This window comes from Chryseobacterium sp. SORGH_AS_0447, from assembly GCF_030818695.1.
Taxonomy (GTDB): domain Bacteria; phylum Bacteroidota; class Bacteroidia; order Flavobacteriales; family Weeksellaceae; genus Chryseobacterium.
In genome coordinates this window covers 4064913-4085833 of the sequence record NZ_JAUTAR010000001.1, presented here as the reverse complement: position 1 = coordinate 4085833, position 20921 = coordinate 4064913, and the positions used below count along the sequence as shown (strand labels likewise).

The 20921-nt window shown below is 40.2% G+C and carries 16 protein-coding genes; 13 read left to right on the top strand and 3 right to left on the bottom strand.

The window, feature by feature from the left end; genetic code table 11:
• Window positions 1–34 precede the first annotated feature (34 nt).
• Window positions 35–418, top strand: a complete 384-nt coding sequence (locus tag QE422_RS18550; RefSeq protein ID WP_307461624.1) for a helix-turn-helix domain-containing protein — start codon at window positions 35–37, stop codon at window positions 416–418.
• A 25-nt stretch (window positions 419–443) separates the two neighbouring features.
• Here the strand turns inward: QE422_RS18550 and QE422_RS18545 are convergent, their stop codons facing one another.
• A complete protein-coding gene (locus tag QE422_RS18545; RefSeq protein WP_307461623.1) occupies window positions 444–1634 on the bottom strand; it encodes a GAF domain-containing sensor histidine kinase in 1191 nt (396 codons plus the stop codon).
• A gap of 227 nt (window positions 1635–1861) precedes the next feature.
• Here QE422_RS18545 and QE422_RS18540 point away from each other — a divergent pair, with 227 nt between their 5' ends.
• From QE422_RS18540 to QE422_RS18525, 4 genes are all read left to right on the top strand, one after another.
• Window positions 1862–2239: a VOC family protein gene (locus tag QE422_RS18540; protein ID WP_307461622.1), complete on the top strand. Its 378-nt coding sequence runs from the start codon at window positions 1862–1864 to the stop codon at window positions 2237–2239.
• 206 nt (window positions 2240–2445) lie between these two features.
• Complete coding sequence (locus QE422_RS18535) at window positions 2446–3033, top strand: TetR/AcrR family transcriptional regulator (protein ID WP_307461620.1); 588 nt, start codon at window positions 2446–2448, stop codon at window positions 3031–3033.
• 88 nt (window positions 3034–3121) lie between these two features.
• Complete coding sequence (locus QE422_RS18530) at window positions 3122–4285, top strand: MFS transporter (protein WP_307461619.1); 1164 nt, start codon at window positions 3122–3124, stop codon at window positions 4283–4285.
• Between the two features lie 846 nt (window positions 4286–5131).
• Complete coding sequence (locus tag QE422_RS18525; RefSeq protein WP_307461617.1) at window positions 5132–6121, top strand: alpha/beta hydrolase-fold protein; 990 nt, start codon at window positions 5132–5134, stop codon at window positions 6119–6121.
• A gap of 101 nt (window positions 6122–6222) precedes the next feature.
• On the opposite strand, the gene QE422_RS18520 is transcribed toward QE422_RS18525, so the two are convergent.
• Window positions 6223–6570 (bottom strand): nuclear transport factor 2 family protein, encoded by a 348-nt coding sequence (locus tag QE422_RS18520; RefSeq protein WP_307461616.1) that lies wholly within the window; start codon window positions 6568–6570, stop codon window positions 6223–6225.
• A 96-nt stretch (window positions 6571–6666) separates the two neighbouring features.
• On the opposite strand from QE422_RS18520, the gene QE422_RS18515 reads away from it, so the two are divergent.
• Window positions 6667–7026 (top strand): helix-turn-helix domain-containing protein, encoded by a 360-nt coding sequence (locus QE422_RS18515; protein ID WP_307461614.1) that lies wholly within the window; start codon window positions 6667–6669, stop codon window positions 7024–7026.
• A gap of 83 nt (window positions 7027–7109) precedes the next feature.
• Here QE422_RS18515 and QE422_RS18510 read toward each other — a convergent pair whose 3' ends face one another.
• Window positions 7110–9152 (bottom strand): ATP-binding protein, encoded by a 2043-nt coding sequence (locus tag QE422_RS18510; protein ID WP_307461611.1) that lies wholly within the window; start codon window positions 9150–9152, stop codon window positions 7110–7112.
• A gap of 1979 nt (window positions 9153–11131) precedes the next feature.
• Here QE422_RS18510 and uxaC point away from each other — a divergent pair.
• The 7 genes from uxaC to QE422_RS18475 all read left to right on the top strand — a co-directional run bounded on the left by uxaC (window position 11132) and on the right by QE422_RS18475 (window position 20894).
• Window positions 11132–12529, top strand: coding sequence for a glucuronate isomerase (gene uxaC, locus QE422_RS18505; RefSeq protein ID WP_307461609.1), 1398 nt, complete (start codon window positions 11132–11134; stop codon window positions 12527–12529).
• Window positions 12530–12886: 357 nt separating this feature from the next.
• Window positions 12887–13891, top strand: coding sequence for a sugar kinase (locus tag QE422_RS18500; RefSeq protein ID WP_307461607.1), 1005 nt, complete (start codon window positions 12887–12889; stop codon window positions 13889–13891).
• Window positions 13892–14152: 261 nt separating this feature from the next.
• On the top strand, window positions 14153–14812 hold the full coding sequence (locus tag QE422_RS18495; protein ID WP_307461605.1) for a bifunctional 4-hydroxy-2-oxoglutarate aldolase/2-dehydro-3-deoxy-phosphogluconate aldolase: 660 nt from the start codon (window positions 14153–14155) through the stop codon (window positions 14810–14812).
• Window positions 14813–14894: 82 nt separating this feature from the next.
• Window positions 14895–16421 (top strand): MFS transporter, encoded by a 1527-nt coding sequence (locus QE422_RS18490; RefSeq protein ID WP_307461603.1) that lies wholly within the window; start codon window positions 14895–14897, stop codon window positions 16419–16421.
• A 262-nt stretch (window positions 16422–16683) separates the two neighbouring features.
• A complete protein-coding gene (locus tag QE422_RS18485) occupies window positions 16684–17397 on the top strand; it encodes a DUF434 domain-containing protein (RefSeq protein ID WP_307461601.1) in 714 nt (237 codons plus the stop codon).
• 2 nt (window positions 17398–17399) lie between these two features.
• Window positions 17400–18047 (top strand): hypothetical protein, encoded by a 648-nt coding sequence (locus QE422_RS18480; protein ID WP_307461600.1) that lies wholly within the window; start codon window positions 17400–17402, stop codon window positions 18045–18047.
• A 294-nt stretch (window positions 18048–18341) separates the two neighbouring features.
• Window positions 18342–20894 (top strand): fibronectin type III domain-containing protein, encoded by a 2553-nt coding sequence (locus QE422_RS18475; RefSeq protein WP_307461598.1) that lies wholly within the window; start codon window positions 18342–18344, stop codon window positions 20892–20894.
• Window positions 20895–20921: the final 27 nt, after the last annotated feature.

Below are 20921 nucleotides of genomic sequence, written 5' to 3'. Positions count from 1 at the left end.
TGCCCAAATCGGAACATACGTTTACTTTTGTGATATGTATGAGCGAAAAATAATACCGAACTTAAATTGCGGTCTGGATCTGATCGGGGAAGTACTGTACGGCAAATGGAAGATCCGTCTGCTCTGGTTTATTGATCAGGGACATCAAAGGCCGAGCGAGTTACAACGGAAAATACCGGATGCCACGCGGAGGGTTCTGAATATGCAGCTGAAAGAAATGGAGGAACACGAACTGGTTTCGAAAGTTATTTATCCGGTCGTTCCGCCAAAAGTAGAATATTCTCTTACCGCGCTGGGGAAGAGCTTAATTCCTTTGGTAGGTGCTTTAGGACAATGGGCAGATGAACACGAGGATCGGCTGCGAATGCTGATCATGAAAAGAATTCAGGGATCTGCTGATCAGGAAAATCCCAGTTAAAATATTTTAAAAACGATATTTAATTTTACTGATTAAACCGAAACGTAAAACAGGTCTCCTCATCGGAAGATTTAACCAGGATTTCCCCTTTATGGGCATTGGCAATTTCACTGGCGATATATAAACCTAAACCAAGCCCCTCCTGTCCGTGGTGAACTTTCCCTCGGGAAAAAGGTTGAAACAGATGTTTTTCTGCTTCGGAAGAAATTTTGTTTCCTTTATTAATGACACACAGTTCAAAAAGATCGGATTCGCTTTTTGCCGTTACGATGATCGGCGATTCTTTGGAGCCATGCGTAATGGCATTTCCCAAAAGGTTGGAAAAGAGCTGTGCGATGCGTTTGTAATCTCCATTGACGGGGTGGTTCAGATTCAGGTCTGCTATGATTTCTCTGTCCGGGTATACCGTTTCGAGCTCGGTAATGATCTGATGAAGAACATCTCTAAGAACCATATGATCGTTGTGGTAATTCAGTACGATTCCGCCGCCTAAGCGTCCGCTGGCAAAATCAAGCATATTATCGATCAATCCTCGTACCCGCAGGGTAGAATCACTTATAATTTTAGCTAGTTTTAAATTTCTCTCATCCAGAGAATTACGGAACATCAGTTGCGCTGCGCTGGAAATAGCACCCACAGGATTACGGAGATCATGCCCTAAAATGGCAATAAACTGCTCTCTTATTTCTGCGTTGGACTGCTCTTCCTCCAGCTTAGCCTGTGTATCACTCAGATTTTGGAGGGATTCCAAATGAAAGGCGATGAGCTCAGCAAACAGCTTGAACATATCGATCATCTTTTCATTATTAACCAGTGCAGGATTAGGATCGATGGCACATAGGGTTCCGAAAAAATCTCCGTTTGTCAGGAAAAGCGGAATGGCAATATAACTTTGAAGACCGTAGATTTTCGGTGTATGATGATCTGAATAGATGGGATCTTCAGCAACATGATCGATGGCCACTTCTTTCTGCTTTTCCATTACCTGCTGGCATAAAGTAGTCTCCACCTTTAATTCTCCTCCTACTCCCAAACCGAAATTGATTTTGTCGTTCACCGCACAGGCGATCCACCGATCTTTAGTAACACGGGCAACGGCCGCAAAGCCCATGCCGGTAACATTACAGATAACTTCAAGTATTTTGGTAACTGCAGGAATCTGGCTGATTTGGTTTATGTCGGTTTGGAAATCCTGTGCTTTATTTAGGTCGCTCATATGATAAACTGATCTTTATACTATAGATCGAATGACCCAAAAGTATTTCTGAGCATTAAAGATATGAAAATTATTGCTGATTTTTAATCTCTTATGATGAGTTAAGAAGGAACATTTTTTAGGCAATCTCAAAATGATCGGTAACTATAAACTTTTGTTGGGAACTATTAAATAATTGTTCTAAGAGCTATGAGAAAATTTCAGTACATTTCATCAAATATACAAATATGGTAATCCGGAAAATTGATCATCTTGTTTTAACCGTAGCCGATATTGATGAGACAATTAAATTTTATACTGAAGTCTTAGGCTTTAACGCCGTGACTTTCGGAGACAACCGAAAAGGACTCGTCTTCGGTCATCAAAAAATAAATCTGCATCAGAAAGGAAAAGAAATTGAGCCGAAAGCCCAGCATCCGACTCCCGGATCGGCCGATCTATGCTTTATTGCCGATACAGACCTGGAGGAGGTGATGCAGGAACTCAAGGAAAAAAATATTGAAATCCTTGAAGGGATTGTTGACAGAACCGGTGCTATGGGCAACATAAAATCAGTCTATTTCAGAGATCCCGATCAAAATCTGATAGAAGTTAGCAATTATTAAGTACTAAGAGAGATTTATTTTTGGAACCATTTTAACTTATTGGATGATATAATCTATCTGAGAAAACATTACATGAATATTGATGAATTAGGTCTCAGAAAATCAACCGCTTTTTATGAGAGCCAGTATTAATAAGGAAATAATGCATAAAATAAAACTTAAATTAATTTAAACCGATCGGTTTAATATTGTATCTTTGCAGGATCATGCCAAGAAAAAAAGAATTTGATTACGAAGAAAAACTGGAGGTTGCCATGCATCTTTTTTGGGAGCAGGGGTATCACTTTACTTCCTTGAGCGATCTTGAAAGCCACCTGAAAATCAACAGAAGCAGTATATATCCTACCTACGGCGATAAAAAAGAACTGCTGCTGAAGTGTCTTGACCGGTATCAGAAGGCTAAGATTTCGGAGTACCAATATTTTTTGCAGGACAAAACTTTAAATGCTCTGGAAGATCTGAAGCAGCTGTTGACGATGGCTGTAAAACAAAGTATGCAGGATCAAAAGGTCTGTCTCGCGTTAAAAATGATCTTTGAAATGGCTTTAGCTGATGAAGAAATTAACCAAATGCTGCTAAGTAATGAGGAAAAAATAGAGCAGGTATATCTTGCCGTTCTCGAACGGGGAATGCTTCAGAAGCGTATTAAAGAAGACCTGGATATAAAAGCGATGGCCGCCTTCTTTGCAAGTTCATCTGCAACCCTTTTAAAAAACTATGTCCTGTACCGGGACGAGACGCAGGTTGATCACATGATTCAGCTGATGATCCAACTGGTGAGCACCGAAAAATAAGTACGTAAACCCGGCAATTTTCTGATTTCAAAAATTAAAAAACAATCAAATATATTTTTTTACCTTATTTTAAACCGATCAGTTTATTATGAAAACAAACTTAAATAAAAGAATAGCTTATATAGGATGCTTAGGGGTCGTTGGAATCATCAGCACCGAATTCGGAATCATCGGCGTTCTGCCGCAGATTGCCGAATATTATGACATCAGCATTAGTACCGCCGGATACCTGCTCAGTACTTTTGCCCTGTTGATAGCAGTAACAGGCCCTTTTACAGTATTATTCGCTTCTAAATTTGATAAAAAGACCATTATGCTCTGTGCGATGGGATTATTTTTCATCTCGAATTTTTTCTCGATCTTCAGTCCGCCTTTTTGGCTGTTGATACTGCTGAGGGTGCTTCCGACGCTTCTTCATCCCGCTTTTTTTTCCATGACGATTGCCGCTGCAATCCGGGGAACCTCTCAGAAAGATCAGATGCAGCTTACTTCCATCATTATCGGGGGAATTGCCCTCGCCCAGGTTACCCTGATTCCTGTAAGTACTTTTATAGCGAGTATGTACTCATGGCAGTCGACGTATGCTATCCAGGGATTTGTAATACTGGCAACCATTTTAATTATCATCAGATATGTACCTTCTCTACCGAATGAGCAGCCTGCTTCTTTTAAAAACCAGCTTCTGATACTGACGCAGCCCCGCTTCATTTCGGGAACCCTTTTAAATCTGTTTTTAATTACCGCATGGTTCTGTTCGTACAGTTATTTTGCAGACTATCTTACCAAAGAAAAGCATATGAGTGAAAAAGAGATCAGCGTATTGTTGCTGCTTTTCGGAGCTATGGGAGTTTTATCAAATTATGTATCAGGAAAGTTATTGGGCAAAAATATGTTTTGGACGGCGTTGTTTTTCATCACCGGAGTTTTTATTGTCCCTTTTTTATTCTACTTTACTGAGGATTCCTTTTTAAGTGTGGCTGCCGTTACAGCAGTATGGGGAATCATGTACGGCCCGTGTTTTCTGATTGGTGTAGGTTACATGATTTCAGCAGCACCTCATGCAAAAGAATTTGCCAACAGTCTTCAGACCTCTTTCGGAAATTTAGGCGTGTCTACAGGAACGGCCATCGGAGGATTTTTTATCAGTCAATACGGAATATCCATTGCACCATGGGGCGGAATGGTATTCGGAGTTTTGGCGATTCTGGTTATTTTCTGGCGTGCCTATCTGGATAAGTTACCTGAAAGATAATATAGGTATTCTTAGCTTGTTATTATTTGAATTTAATTAAAACCTCCCGAAAAGGGTCATTAATAAAAATGGAAATGGTCTCAGAGAACTCTATATCAGATACCAGAAAATGCCTTGCTGTAAGAACTTAAATACAATAAAAATTGAAATCCAAACGGCCTGGAATAGTTTAGAAAAAGAGATTAATTGCGAGAAAAGTTCTGGAAACTATAGAAGTATACACTGGAAATGAAACTTAATTTTTAATAAAGAAGTATAAGCTCACAAAACGATGTAATGATCCCTGCTTAATGATTGTCTTATATTTAATCATATAACTAAAATAGGTGTTTCATGCCAACAATTAAATTACTTTTCAAAGCAGGATCCAGGGAAAAATTATTACTGATTTTTTTCTTTGCCATTTTCTGCGCACAAAGTTTTGCGCAGACATTTGAAGTAAGTTATTCGCCATCAGTATATGCTGATAACTTTACGGGAAATGTAATTGTTTACCTCTCAAAAGATAATCAGGAACCCAAAAATGGCATGATTGGAGTGGATCTATTTCCCTGTTTCCGGAAATCGGTTAAAAATCTAAAGGCTGGGGAGTCTTCTCTAATCGGCGATGATGCCGTTTCTTACCCTAAAATGCTGTCAGACATTGAGCGCGGAGCGTATTATGTACAGATTGTTTGGGACAGAAATCTTGGTGGGAGACAAATTTCAGAAAGTGCCGGGAATTTATTCAGTAAAAGCAAAAAGATTATACTGACCAAAAATTATTCTGAGGTCATCAAAATTAACGCTACAGAGATTGTTCCGGAAAAAACTTTTACCGACACCCAGTATGCGAAAGAATTGAAAGTGCCGTCTGTTTTATTGAGCAATTTTCAAGGAATACCAATGACAGTAAATGCCGCGGTGGTTTTACCTGTAGAATATTTTACAGAGCCCAATAGCAAATTCCCGGTTTTATTTACAATTTTTGGTTATGGAGCAGATTATCATTACTTTTCTGGGCACAATTTACCGGCCAGCTCGCTTGAAAATGTTCCTGTTATAAAAGTTTTTCTGGATGGCAATGGTAAATTAGGACATTCTGTATACGCTGACAGCGATAATAACGGACCTTGGGGAGAAGCTTTAACAAAAGAATTTATACCTGTTTTGGAGAAGAGCTATAGATGCAACGGGGCAAGACTGCTTACCGGCCATAGCAGTGGCGGTTGGTCTTCCTTATGGCTTCAGACCCATTATTCAAAGATATTTACGGCTTGTTTCGCCAGTTCGCCGGATCCTGTAAATTTCGAAAATTTTCAAATGATAAATTTATACAGTGATGTAAATATGTTTTATCAAAATGATAGTAGCCCGAGGTTGTTATCTTCTGTTGCAGGAAATATTCCCTGGATGAAAATGAAAGATGTTTTTCAACTTGAAAATGTAATTTATCGCGGCGAGCAACTCAATTCTTTTAATTCTGTTTTTAGTAAGAAAGGTAGAGACGGTTCGCCTGAAAGATTGTGTGATCCCATCACAGGAAATATTGATAAGTCTGTAGTTGCAAACTGGAAAAAATATGATATTACAGCCTTTTTAAAGGAAAACTGGGAATCCCTTAAGAATGATCTAGATGGGAAAGTAAGGGTTGCAGTGGGTAATGATGACAATTTTTTCTTAAATAAATCTGTTCGCGCCTTAGAAACGGAAATGAAAAAACTGAATTCGGATTTTAAATTTGCTTACTATCCCGGAGATCATTTTACAGCATCTACTCCGGAATACAGAAAAGACGGAAATCTATTTTTAAAGGAAAAATATCTGGAATGGCTTAAAAAACACGCTCAAAAGTAATTAAAATCAAAGTATTTCACCTTTTCCTGCTATGTCTCAAAATAATAAATATATATTCCCTTTTCAAAATTTGAAAAGAGAATATATATTTTAGTAACTATTCAGGGTTTCTTTTCTATTACAAACGCTTTCAGTTCTGCTATTTTTCCGTTTTCGAATCGCCATATATCACAATAAGTGTAATGGTTATAACTTTCATTTTCGGTTTTCAGGCTGATTTCACCAGTCACGGTTACAAAGTCACCTTCTTCAATGGTTGTTTCAACAGTGAATACTGGCGGCTCCAAATAGGCTTCATTCATATAAGCCCGTACCTGTTCTTTTCCTTCGAGCGTACGGTCACCAACGAAAACCCATCGGGTGTCATGGATACAATAAGATAAAAAGCTGTCGTAATCTCCTTTCTTTACAAATTCGTTGGCCTGGTGTAAGATCGTTGCATTGTTCATTTTGTCTGTTTTTTAGTGATGAGACAAAAATAGAGCATTTACCGTCACTTTCGTATATTAGCATCTTATTGTAAGGTACTATAAAAAAGTGAAGTAATGGGAAAAATAAAGGAAACCTCGACTAATTTTGAAAATAAAAAAGTTTTGGCGGATGAGTGTTCTGAAGTCTATGCCGCAAATATTATCGGTGGACAATGGTCGCTGGTCATTTGTTCCTGGTTAACGAATGGTAAAATGCGCTTTGGCGAACTAAAGAAATCAATTCCAAACATTACCGAACGCATGCTTACCATGCAATTGCGTAAGCTTGAGGAGAATCATATTCTTACCAGGACTGTATATGCAGAAGTTCCCCCTCGGGTTGAATATGAATTAACGGAAATAGGGTACGAGCTTAAACCCATCATTCTTCAGATGGAACAGTGGGGAGAAAGGCATAAAAAGCTGAAAATATAATAGCAAAAGCCATACATGTTGAAAAATGTTTATTTCTATTTTATGAAATTTTAATTTTAAATCTTATATTATAGTTTCATAAACTATTCGGTAACAATAGGTATGGTAAACCAAAATGTGCTTCCCTGGTCTTCGATGCTTTCGACTCCGATCTGTCCGTGATGTCTTTCAATAATTTCCTTGCAGATGTAAAGTCCGATTCCAAATCCTTTCTTATTTTTCATATTTTCACTTTCAACCCGGTAAAAACGGTCGAAAATAAACGGCTGGTCTTTTACGGGTATTCCCATTCCTTTATCGGTTACGCAAACGTGCGCCATTCCTTCTGTCGTTACACAGGATACATTAATGGTACTGCCTTCAGGCGAATATTTAACAGCATTATTGATGAAATTGATAAGCACCTGCTCGATCTTATCTTTATCGGCTTTCACTGGAGTAAATTCTACCGGAGCAAAAGCAACGGTATGGGAAGTAATGGTCGCAAGCGACTCTTCTTCGGCGATACGGACAAGATCAGCCATGTCAAACGATGATTTGTTAAGCTGTATTTTCCCTTCGCCAAGCCGGGCTACATCCAGGAAGCCATTGATCAGTGCTTCCATACGCTTCACCTGTCTGTTTAATTTACCGGTAGCATTGGAGACCATTTCATCATTGTTTTTCTGTGCTCTTTTTGAGAGAAGGTAAGTGTAACCTCCGATCGCAGTAAGCGGATTCCGTAATTCGTGGCTTACCATCCCGATAAAATCACTCCGACGCTGTTCATCCAGCTTACGTTCCGTAATATCGGCCATGGTTCCTGAAAAATGCGAAACATGGGGATTTCCGGGTTTTGTATACAGATGGCCGGTCGCGCAGATCCAGCGGAGTTTATTATCGCGGTAGCCGATGACCGGATATTCCAGTTCATATGGTTCCCCGTTGATTACGGATTCTTTCACTGCTTTAATAACTTCGTGGCGGTGCGAATCGGCGATCTGGGTTAAAGCAGCTGAATAAGGCATATCATCATCAGGATGAAAACCGAACAGTTCTTTTAGCCTCGGAGAAGGGAAAAATTCTCTCGTCTGCGAATCCATATGCCAGGTTCCCAGATTGGCAGAAGAAATAGCCACCTGCAGTCTTTCTTCCCGGTCTTTCAATTGCTGCTGCAAAAGATAGCTTTCTGTAATATCGGCAAAACTTACGATGGCCCCGGTAATGTTTTCCTCATTTTCTGTAAGGGGAGTCGCATTTACACGCAGATACATAGAACCGCCCTGCCGGTTGGTAACCAGGAATTCGTAGTTTTTAACTTGGGATCCTGTACGAAGTGCCATGGTTACCGGATGCTCTTCAACAGGCAGCGGCGAACCGTCAAGCCGGCGGTTGTTCCATTCCGGGGATCCATAATGCAAAGCAGGGAGGGTTTCTTCATCAAATTTGAAGATTTCCCGGCCGCACTTATTGAAATAAATAAAGTTGCCTTTTTCATCGGTGATGCCGATGCCTTCTCCTACAATATCAAGTATCGTCTGTAATCTTTCCTTACTGTCTGTAAGTTCCGTATTGATTTTTTTTAACTCTTCTTCTGCATCCGTCAAATATCGGTTCGACTGTTCAAGCTTTTCATTCGCTATAAGCATTTCCCTATTGCTTCTTCTCAGCAATAATTTGTCGATAACCTGTCGGGCAAGTGTGCGAAGCGCTTTTTGCTGGACCTCATTTAAATGTCCGGGCTTCTGATCAATGACACATAACGAACCAAGCGCATGGCCTTCATCATCCAGAAGTGGCATACCGGCATAAAACCGGATATCGGGATTTCCGGTAACCAGCGGATTATTGTGAAATCTGGGATCCAGGCTGGCATCCTCAACCTGCATTAAAATTTCCGGATTCTCAATAGCGTGGGAACAAAAGGAATAACACCGCTCAGTCTGCCGGGTTTCTATACCATGATGAGACTTGAACCATTGGCGGTCTTCGTCTACAAGGCTGATCAATGCAATAGGAGTATTGCAGATAGCCGCTGCCAGCTCGGTAAGGTCATCAAAATCCTGCTCTGAAGCCGTATCCAGAATATGATAAGAACGAAGAGCAGCCAGTCTTTTCTGTTCTTCCGATGGATTTATATCAGACATGGGTAAATGTATTGAATAATAATTTGCACTTGTATTGGTATAAACAAAGGTATAAAATATAAAGATCAATACTCAATAAAGTTTGATGCTATGGCTAACATTTACAAGATTGGGACCGTAATTGTATGTAAAGGATTATTCGGCCTCTTATTTATTGGATATTACAATCAATATGGATATGTATAGATTGGTTAGGAGGGGCTGATTTTATCATTAATCTTTTGATAATTAACATTTAATAAAAAGAATTTAAGCGACGATGTAGAGATAGGGTCTTCAGTGGAATTTTTTTATTTAGAATTAAATTTTTTCTATTTACAGGAAGCCATTAAACGAAAAGGCCGTTCCCCGGGTTGGAAAACGGTCTTTGAAAAAATAAGTTGCAAGGAGTGAATGAATACTTTTCAAAGATAAAAGCTTTTTTACTGCAGTTTTTATGATGGAATTCATAAGGCAGCAAAGGAATTTGGATTATTTTTTAATAAGTTGCCCAACGGCTGTTTACACTTGTCAGGATTATTTTGCTTTTATCATAAATTGAAGCTTGCTCAAATTGTTAATTTTTATAAAACAATTGATAATCTTTCTAAACTGACCTGATAATTTCAAAAAAAATAAACTACTGAAAAATAAAATGATAGGATTTTATTTAAATTTTTTTCAATCTTTTTCCAACGCTTTTAGCAATTTCTGCATCTATAATAGTAGAGGCAATTGCCAAAGTAAGTAGATAGTCCATAGAAAATTTAAATAGTGGTGTTCCAGAATCAGAAAGAAAATGAAAACCATGATGACGGAATTCTGATCGGAGAATTTGAGTTTTAATTAAGAACCTGAAGAGTTCCGGTGATTGTGGTTTTTGAGGATATATCAGGTTCTTATTCCGCAGGCGAGCAGGTCAGTTTTTTAGCCATAAAATTATTTGATGCAAGTCAAAAGGATGATCTGACAATGCCTGCGGGATTTTAAAAAAAGAAGGTAGAAACACAATAAAAAAGCGATGTGAATGTTTAAGTAGTGGTCGAAAGTATCATGAAGAAGATGGAGTCAGGAGCGTCTGTGTAACAGCAGGCGCTTTTATTTTTCCATCTCTAAAATTAAACGCTCTGGAGAAACAATCTTGTCTCCTTCTATTTCCATGATAGTACTAATTAAAAGCACAGTTGCTCTGAAGATTTTATATGAAAATATTCAAATTTTGCCGGGGAGAAAAACATGGTGAAGAAATAGTTGATGCATTGAAAAATCTTTAATTAAAAACCGATTTTAGTTAAATATTGCAAATTTTTATGTATTCAAATAAAAAATCATTCTGTCATCGTTAAAATAAACGGTTTTCTTTTTGGGAAAATTATATTTTAATCCTCAGGTTATCATAAATTACCACTCAATTCTAAGGATATAATCATTTGCTTTCGTGATAAATGATTTTTTTACTTTTCATAAATTTTATGATAATTACTAAGAATAATTCTGTTGAATAATTGGCGATTTTTAAGTTATAAAATTATAAAAAGTATATTTATTTGATCGTATTTTCATTTAATTGATAGTAAAATGCCAAATGTTTTGTTTTGGGATGATTCAGTGAGAAAAAGAAATTCAGATACTTGTTTTAGGTAAAATAAAAATAGTTTTTTTACCGGTTTTATATTGTTTTCTAAAATATTTTACCGGTTAATTAATTTGTTTTCAAATTGTTATAGGGTTAGGTTAATTTTTTATTAACGAGTTAGATAATAATTATATATTTAAAGGCACGGGTATTTTTTCAAAGCTGTTTTCTTACACTGTTTTGCATAATTGATTATATAATTTAATAAAAATTAGAAATTTGTGAAAAGAAGAGTTACCTGTGACAAAATCAGAATTTTTCTGCATCCGACATCCGGAAAACAAATGTCCCATGGAAGATTCGGGAATAATTTCTGATCAATGATGTATCAATAAAATGAAGGTAAGACCTTTTAAATATACGAATGAAATCATTTATCACCGACAGTTTTTTACTGCAAAATACTTACGCTGAAGAACTCTACTTCAACTACGCGGAAAAGCAGCCGATCATTGATTACCACAACCACCTGACTCCTAAGGATATGGCAGAAAATACCGTTTTCGAAAATATCTCCAAAGTATGGATTGCGGGCGACCATTACAAATGGAGGGCAATGAGAACGCTGGGCATTAATGAAAAATTCATCACCGGGGACTCTTCCGATAAGGAAAAGTTCGAAGCCTGGGCCAAGACGGTTCCGTATACTTTAAGAAACCCGCTGTATCACTGGACACACCTGGAGTTGAAAAGATATTTCGGCATCGATGAACTGCTCAGTGAAAACAATGCTTCGGAAATCTACGATAACATCTCCTCCCAGCTTCAGACTCCTGAAAAATCGACAAGAGGTCTTTTAGAATTAATGAATGTGGAATCCCTCTGTACAACGGAGGATCCTCTGGATACTTTAAATTACCATCAGGACCTGGCAAAAAGCGGCTGGAAGGTTAAAGTTACCACTGCATTCCGCCCGGACAAAGCCATTTTGATCGAGAACCACAACTTTGCAGACTATATTTCAAAATTAGGCGAATCGGCCGGTGTTGAGATCACTTCTTACCAGACGCTTTGCGATGCATTGCTCAAAAGAATTGAATATTTCCATGAAAACGGTTGCAGGCTTTGTGACCACGGACTAAACAACATTTCCTTTGAGGAAACTACGGAAGCTGAGGTTGATGCCATCTTTGCCGACAAACTGGCCGGAAAGGTAATTGCCGAAAAGCAGGTAAACCAGTTTAAAACAGCCATCTTACTATTCTTAGGCGAAACGTATCACCAGTTCGGATGGGTGCAGCAGTTCCACTTGGGCGCTTTAAGAAACAACAATGCCCGGATGCACCGGATTTTAGGTCCAGATACCGGCTGGGATTCCATCGGGGATTTTGTGCAGGCGGAAACATTATCGAAATTATTAAACGCGTTAGACGGAAAAGATAAATTAACCAAAACCATTCTTTATAACCTTAATCCTGCCGACAACGAAATTTTTGCTACCATGATCGGGAACTTTAACGACGGGAGCATCAAAGGGAAGGTACAGTTTGGTTCCGGGTGGTGGTTTTTGGACCAGAAAGACGGGATGATCAAGCAGATGAATGCTCTTTCCAATATGGGACTGATCAGCTGTTTTGTGGGAATGCTGACCGACTCCAGAAGCTTTCTTTCCTTTCCGAGACACGAATATTTCAGAAGGGTACTGTGCAACCTCTTCGGAGAGGAAATCCAAAAAGGAGAGCTGCCTGATGATATGGAGCACATCGGGAAAATTATTTCCGATATCTGTTACCATAACGCTAAAAATTATTTTGATTTTTAAACTAAGATAATGTCTCTCGCAGATTTTGCAGATGACGCAGATTTTTTTAGTATGAATGATTTGTTTAATCCGCGAAAATTTTGAACCATTAAGAAGAATGAAGAAGTTAAGATTTGATTAAGGAAAATCAAAGATTTTATTTAGGGTGTTTCTTAAAGCGCAGCAGCTTAAGTCTTTCTAAACTTCTTAATAAAATCTTAATGATTTAATAAAATGTTTTTGAGTAAAAAGTCTTCGCAGACTTGCTAAGTGAAAAAGTTTATGCTGAGCCCGTCGAAGTACCCTTGAACTTAAAAACAGTTAGTAGTAAAAGAAATCTTTGCGGTCTTTGCGTTAAAAAACAGCATTATAAAAATTATGAACAAAATACTTACATTCGGAGAAATCATCATGCGGCTTTCCCCATCCGGAAACCGGACGATGAAGCAGAGCCACGGGATGGAATTCTTCTTTGGAGGAACCGAACTCAACGTCGCGGCATCACTGGCATCCATGGGCGGTGAGGTGAAGCATGTGAGCTGTGTTTCCGATGATTTCGTAGGGGAATCGGCACTGGCTTTTGTGAAAAGCTTCGGAATCGATACCTCTTTTATCACCAAAAACGAACATCCTCTGGGACTGTATTTTCTGGAAGTCGGTTCCGCGGTCCGTGCCAGCCGGATTGCTTACAACCGGCTGAATGGCTCTTTTGCGAACATTGAAGCCGGAAAAACCGACTGGAAAAAAGCGCTGGAAGGCTGCGGTTATTTCCATTGGACAGGCATCAGCCCGGGAATCTCGGAATCCGCTTACGAAAGCCTGAAAGAAGGTCTTCAGACAGCCCGTGATATGGGAATTGAAATTACCACAGACCCGGCATACCGCTCCAACCTCTGGAAATACGGTAAGACAGGAAATGAAGTATTAAAAGAGCTAGTCGGATACTCCACCATCTTCATTGGCGGAGTAGCTGAAATTAACGAAATTCTTGGCAGTCAGTTTTCGTCGGACAAAGAAGGCTTTCTTCATGCCTGCCGGGAATTAAAGCAACAGGTTCCTTCCATTCATAAAATCTTTGACAAAATAAGAATCGGGGTTACGGCAAGCGCCCAGCAGACCCAAGGCAGGGCGTTGGTAGAGGAAAACTATTTTGAAACCGAGCTCCTGGAAGTAAACCCTGTGGTCGACCGGATCGGAACCGGCGATGCGTTTGCAGCGGGCCTAATCTACGGCTTACAGCATTTTGATGATGAAAAAGCACTGCATTTTGCGAATGCCGCCTGCGCGATCAAGCACACGATTTTAGGCGATATCAACTACAGCAGCGCCGAGGATATTCTGGAAGTAATGGCTGGCAATTCCGGCGGAAGAATAAAGAGGTAGCAGCTAGCTGCTGGCTTTTAGCTTTTGGTAATTTCAGTAATTAGCTTTAACAATTAGCTAAACTAACTCTAAATAGAGGGTTGATAATAGAAAGCTTATTAGGCTGTACGAGCACAAGTTTATGCTGAGCCTGTCGAAGAGCTTGCGACCTTAAAACGTTTAGTAGTAAAAGAAAACTTTGCGAGCTTAAAAGCAGTTAGTAGTCATAAAATCTTTGCGGACTTTGCGTTAAAAACCAGGATTATAAAATAAAAATTAAAAATGACAAAAATTCAGACAGTTACCCAGGCAATTGTAAATCAAGGGGTTTTGCCGCTGTATTACAATGCGGATGAATCGGTAACAGTAGATATATTGAGAGCGCTATACAAAGCCGGGATCTACGCGGTGGAATATACCAGCAGGGGAGAAGCGGCGGCAATCAACTTCAGAAAAATGGTGGAAATCCGTAATACAGAGATGCCGGAGATGCTGCTGGGCATCGGAACCATAAAAAACAGAAAGCAGGCTGAAGAATACTTCGCGTCAGGAGCCGATTTTTTTATCAGTCCCGGATTTGTAGCGGAAGTCGCTGAATTTTTAATCCCTAAAGACAGGCTGTACAGCCCGGGGTGTATGACGCCTACGGAAATCATCGAAGCTGAAAATGCGGGCGTGACTTTCATCAAACTATTTCCGGGAAATGTTTTGGGTGCCGGATTTATGGGGGCGGTCAAAGAAGTATTTCCGAACCTGAAATTTATGCCGACCGGTGGCGTGGATACGACAAAAGAAAGCATTGAAAGCTGGTTCAAAGCCGGCGTTTCAGCCGTAGGTATGGGCAGCAAGCTCGTCAGCAAAGAATTAATGCAGGCCAGAGATTACGAAACCATCGAAAATGAAACCCGGAAAGTACTGGAAATCATTCAGGCTTTAAAATAATAAGACAAGACTGGAAAAAATTACGGCTTTGCTTTAAAAGCATTATTCAAAAAACAAAAAATAGCTAATTCTAAAATTAAATATGAGTTCAGTCATCTCTCTTAAACCGAGCAAGTTCCGATGGACGATTTGTGTCTTGCTGTTTATCGCTACGACGATCAACTATCTGGACCGTCAGGTATTATCTCTGACCTGGAAAGACTTCATTGCTCCGGAATTTCACTGGAACAACAGCGATTACGGAAACATCACGGCCCTCTTTTCTATTTTTTATGCGGTCGGAATGCTGTTCGCCGGGAAATTTGTAGACTGGATGGATACTAAGAAAGGATTCTTATGGGCTATCGCGATATGGTCGGTAGGGGCTGTCTTGCACGCCTTCTGCGGGATCGGTACTTCCGGAATCCTCACCGGAAACTGGCTGGCCGGTTTCCAGGGTTCGAAGGAACTCATTGCAAAAGTCTCCGATACCTCAGCCATTATCAGTACCAGCGTCACCTTATTCGTATTTGCCCGTTTTGTTCTGGCCATCGGGGAAGCCGGGAACTTTCCGGCAGCCATTAAGACCACGGCAGAATATTTTCCTAAAAAAGACCGCGCTTTTTCCACCAGCATCTGGAATGCAGGAGCCACGGTGGGTGCTTTGGCAGCTCCGGTTACCATTCCGTTCATTGCCAAGGCGCTGGGTTGGGAGTGGGCCTTTATCATCATTGGAGCATTAGGCTTCCTCTGGATGGGGCTTTGGGTATTCTATTATAAAAAGCCGCATGAGCATCATAAAGTCAATGAGCATGAACTAAAGTATATCAATCAGGACCATGAAGAAATTACTGTTGAAGAAACTCCGGTTCCGGAAAGGAAATTTTCATTCAGAGAATGTTTCAGCTACCGGCAGACCTGGGCATTTGCCGTTGGGAAATTTATGACCGACGGGGTATGGTGGTTTTTTCTGTTCTGGACACCTGCCTATCTAAGCTCGGTGTACCAGATGGATTCTACCCAAAGTGCATTTCCTTTGTTTGTCCTGTATATGATCACTCTGTTATCCATCATCGGCGGCTGGCTTCCGAAATATTTTGTTGAGAAAAAGGGGATGAATGCTTATTCGGGTAGAATGAAAGCGATGCTGATCTTTGCCTTTTTCCCGCTGCTGGCTTTGCTGGCGCAGCCTCTGGGCTCGATTACCTACTGGATCCCGGTACTGATTATCGGAATTGCCGGAGCAGCGCACCAGGCCTGGTCGGCAAATATTTTCTCTACCGTGGGCGATATGTTCCCGAAAAAAGCCATTGCGACCATCACCGGCATCGGCGGTATGGCAGGGGGCATCGGTTCTTTCATTATTAATAAATCTTCCGGTGTATTATTTGATCATGCCCACAAGGCCTGGTCAACCGTAAACGGAGTGCCACTTCTGGAAAAATACCCGCAATATATTAATGAAAGATTGCCGGAAGGATTTTTTGAAGATCTGAAAAAGTCAGGAGCTGTCGTTGTAGACGGAATCGATAAAGGCTACATGATCATTTTCTCGATTGGTGCTGTGGCTTACCTCATCGCCTGGGCCATTATGAAAGCATTGGTTCCGAAATACAAGGTGATTAAGTAGTTCTTTTGATCATTGAACGAATTTTAGACATAATAAAAAGCCAAAGCATAACAGCATTGGCTTTTTTATTTATGTTAAACATCAATGATTTAGAAATGTGTTGAGCCAGTGCCGGCAGATTTTGAGTAATAGTTTTAGAAAGTTAAATTTCGAATTTAAAGTACAGTTCAAATGGATGCTTACTGATAGCCAATCTTAATTTTAAGTAAAAAAATTCCTGAAATTATTTCTGCACCCTGAAAAATAACTTTTACCTTTGGATATGAACAATAGGAATCGCGGGAAAAATACAGGAGATGATGTCTTATTCGGTTCGGAAAAGCAGCTTGAAAAACTAAGGTTTGCTGTTCAGGACATGGAGTATTTGCTGGGCCGAAAGTATGCCGAAAGGGCAGCTTCAGAATTGGTCGGAAATAGGTACCGACTGAAAACCCGTCAGATCCAGGCTGTACGCAGTGCGGCAGCTTCAGAACTTCAGATCCAAAGCAGGAAATCAAAAGAGCTTCAGTTCCAGGATTTACAGGATAAGACCATCTACCTTGACGGTTTCAATGTACTGATTTTGCTGGAAAGCTTATTTTCAGGGGCATACGTCTTTCAGGGAACAGATGGCTGTTTCCGGGATCTTTCGGGAGTACATGGAACCTACAAAAGGGTGCAGCAGACCCAGCGGTCAATTGATTATGTAGCTTCGTTCTTCAGAAGATCGGCAGCGGCGGAAATGGTCTGGATCTTTGATCAGCCGGTTTCCAACAGCGGAAGAATGAAGCAGATGATTATGGATTTCGCCCTGGAGAATAATCTGAACTGGAGTGGCGCCCTGGAATTCAATCCGGATAAATTTCTGGTTGAAAATGCTGAAATTGCCGTTTCCTCAGACGCATGGATTCTGGATCATTGTAAAAGCTGGTTTAATCTAGTCGGTTTTCTGATTGCTGAAGAAAATCTTTCTGCCAGTCTCATCAAAATGTTCTGATTATGAATTTTGAAGAAATCATTTCTTTATTTTCTAATGAATGGAAAGAGAAGTACAAGGCCATTTTAGCGGGAGAGCATCTTAAAGCATTAGAGGAAAATATCCGGAAATTTAAAAACGGAACTTTAGATTGGGACCTGCCTTTTTTTAATGAAGAAATACATACGGACAGGAATAAAAGTTTCAGTATGTTCATCAGCATTCTTGACTCTGAAAAGCCAGTCAGTGAAAAGGCCAGTCAGCTGGAGAAAATTCCTTTTGAGCTTTGGCTGGATCTGTTGGGCCAGCGGCTGACCTCCGCGAGCCTGCGGGATGAAAATGCCGTTCCGCCGTTACAAAATATCCTGATCGAAGCCTGCGAAAGACCTTTTAACATTGAAATTACCATTGCCCAGAGAGCCTGGGAAAAACACGTAGGAAGAATGGACGACCGTTTTTGGGGAGAAATAAAAGGAAATAATCAGCAGAAGCAACAGAAGGTTCTGAATAAAATCCGTTATATCCTGGACAACAAAACCTGGTGGAATGTTTTTTTTCATTATAAGCATGGACTTGTGTATGAAGTTAGGGAAAGAGAAGGGCACGGCATCCGATGGAGCCATGGTGGAAACCGGCTGATCGGTTTTCTGGAAATTTTTATTAATGAATAATCACAAATAATATTTTCCGGAATACAAAAAAAGACTTTATAATTGTTGTTTTTTAAATTTTTTCACTACAGATAACTGTATTTTTAGAATTTTTTTTGATTTGTTACTGATTTTTGGCTTATTTTGTTTTAAATAAAATTATATTATTTTCACTGTTTAATTGAATTATTTAATTGTTTTAATGTTAATTATTAATAATAATCTATTTTAATACTTTTTTTATTAAAAATAATGCTTTATGCTAGGTGATTGCTTATTTTTATTAAATTTAACACCGAAATAAATAATCCATTTATGAAAAAATTACTACTCTCTTTTTTGTCAGTTCTGACAGCATTTATGGCGAATGCACAGGTAGCTTCCTATTCTTTCGCCCAGAGTTCAGGAACTTATGTTCCAATTACCGGAGGTACGGTTTTAGATACTGCCACCAGTCCTATGGACTTCGATTCACAAAACTGGACCCTTCCATCAGGAACTATTCCTTTTAACTTTAATTTTAACGGAGCAGTTTATACTGATCTGAATATTAACAGCAACGGGTATATCACTTTCGGGAGTTCCGTTCCTTTTACATATAATACCACACCTATTAGTGGTACGAATACCTATTATGCCGGGGCGATCTCTGCATTCGGCGGGGATCTGAGTGCTGCTTACGTATCCGGTTCTATTGCCAGCGAGCTGAGATATGAAACTTTAGGAACGGCGCCGAACAGGACATTTGTGGTACAGTTTAAAGAGTGGAGGCCATTTTCAAATTCCAGTACAACGGCGGTTGCCAAGATAAGCTTTCAGATCAGGCTGGAGGAGACCACCAATAAAATAACCATCGTTTATAATGACTGTAGTATCGCTGCCGGCACGTTAACGAATTCCGCATCAAGGCAGATCGGTCTAAGGGGTGCTAATGCTAATGATTTTAATAACAGGCTGAATCCTACTACCGTTTCTTTTAACAGTTCTACCGCAGGAACAGCAAACAGTTCCACCCAATGGTTCAGCTTTAATTCAGCTAATGCGACACCCGGTCTTCCTGCGAATGGATTAACATATACCTGGACGCCGCCTAGCTGTTTTGCGCCATCGGATATTTTCCAGACGGCTGCAACAACTTCAACTGCTGCCATTAATTGGGCAGTGCCTGTTCCTGCGCCAGGCACAGGATACGAATATTATTATTCTACCTCAAGCACAGCGCCAACATCTTCTACAGTTCCTTCGGGCAGCACCACAGCGCCTAACGCTTCCTTCTCCAGTTTAGCGGCGGGAACCACCTATTATGTATGGGTGCGTTCGGTATGCAATGCCTCAAACACGAGTGTGTGGTCTGCTGTAGGAACTTTTACCACCTTATGCAATCCGGTAACAACACTAACGGAAAGCTTTGATTCCTACACGGTAGGCAGTATTGTGCCTCCATGCTGGAATAGAATAGTTACAGGCGCTAATGCGGCGCAGACCATCGCTGTTGTAACCAGCGGCTCTACAAACAAGAATATTACCCAGTATAATAATACGGCAGGCCAGACAAATATCGTGATGCTGCCCCCATTAAGTACAATTAATGCAGGATTTCAGCTGAAGTTTAAAGTAAAGGCAAGTTCTGCGGCAGTTTTAGATGTTGGATATCTTACCAATGCTTTTAACCCAAATAGTTTTGTGGTAGTTCAGAGTTTAAATATTACCAATACGACGTACGGAAATAATACCAATGTACCGTTTCCTACTACAGTGCCTTCTGATGCAAGAGTCGCGGTAAGAATGCCTGCGCAGGCTACTGCTGCTACGGTATACTGGGATGATGTGGTGTGGGAGCAGGCAGCAGCATGCCTGGAGCCGAATTCTCTTGTTGTTTCTAATGTTGCTCAAGCAGTGGCAACGGTAGGCTGGACCGCTCCGATTACAGTTCCATCCAATGGTTACGAATATTATTATTCGATAAGCAACACAGTACCTTCCTCAAGTACAGCTCCGTCCGGAACAAGCGTTTCTACCTCTGCTACGATTTCAAATCTTTCTTCAGGAACGACTTATTATTTCTGGGTAAGGTCTGCCTGCAGTGCATCCGATAAAAGTGACTGGTCTCCTGCTGCTGCTTTTACCACGTTGTGTGATGCGGTTGCCACTTTATACGAGAATTTCGATTCTTATGGTACAGGGAATATCGTACCGTCCTGCTGGGGAAGACTTATTCTGGGAAATACAGCCAATCAGGCAATCAATGCGGCATCTCCGGCTTCAGGATCAAGAAATATGTTTCAGTACAATAATGTTGCCGGGCAGACCAGTATTGTCATATTGCCGCCGTTAAGCACCATCAATGCAGGATACCGATTACGATTTAAAGTAAGATCATCACTTCCGGCCATTCTCAACATCGGATACATGACCAATCCGACCGATGAAAGCTCGTTTGTTATTGTGCAGACTTTAAATATTTCCAATACGACTTATGCATCGGGAACGGAAAGTCTCATTACTTTCCCGTCAACGGCTCCTGCCAATGCAAGGGTTGCTGTAAGAATGCCGGCGCAGACAAACTCGCCCAACGTGTATTGGGATGATGTATATTGGGAACCGGCATCTGCTTTAGCAACTTCCGAGACAGCTGCCCACAAAAATACCATTACTTCTTATCCGAATCCGTTTACTGATATAGTGTACATTTCAGATATTAAGAATGTAAAATCTATGGCCGTAACCGATGTTTCCGGAAGAACGGTTAAAACTTTTGATAAACCTTCTTCCACCCTTCATTTAGGTGAATTGCATACAGGAATGTATCTGATTGTTCTGTATATGAATGACGGAACAAAGCAGACCATCAAAGCAATTAAAAAATAATTTTTAATTCCATATTCCTTTAAGGTG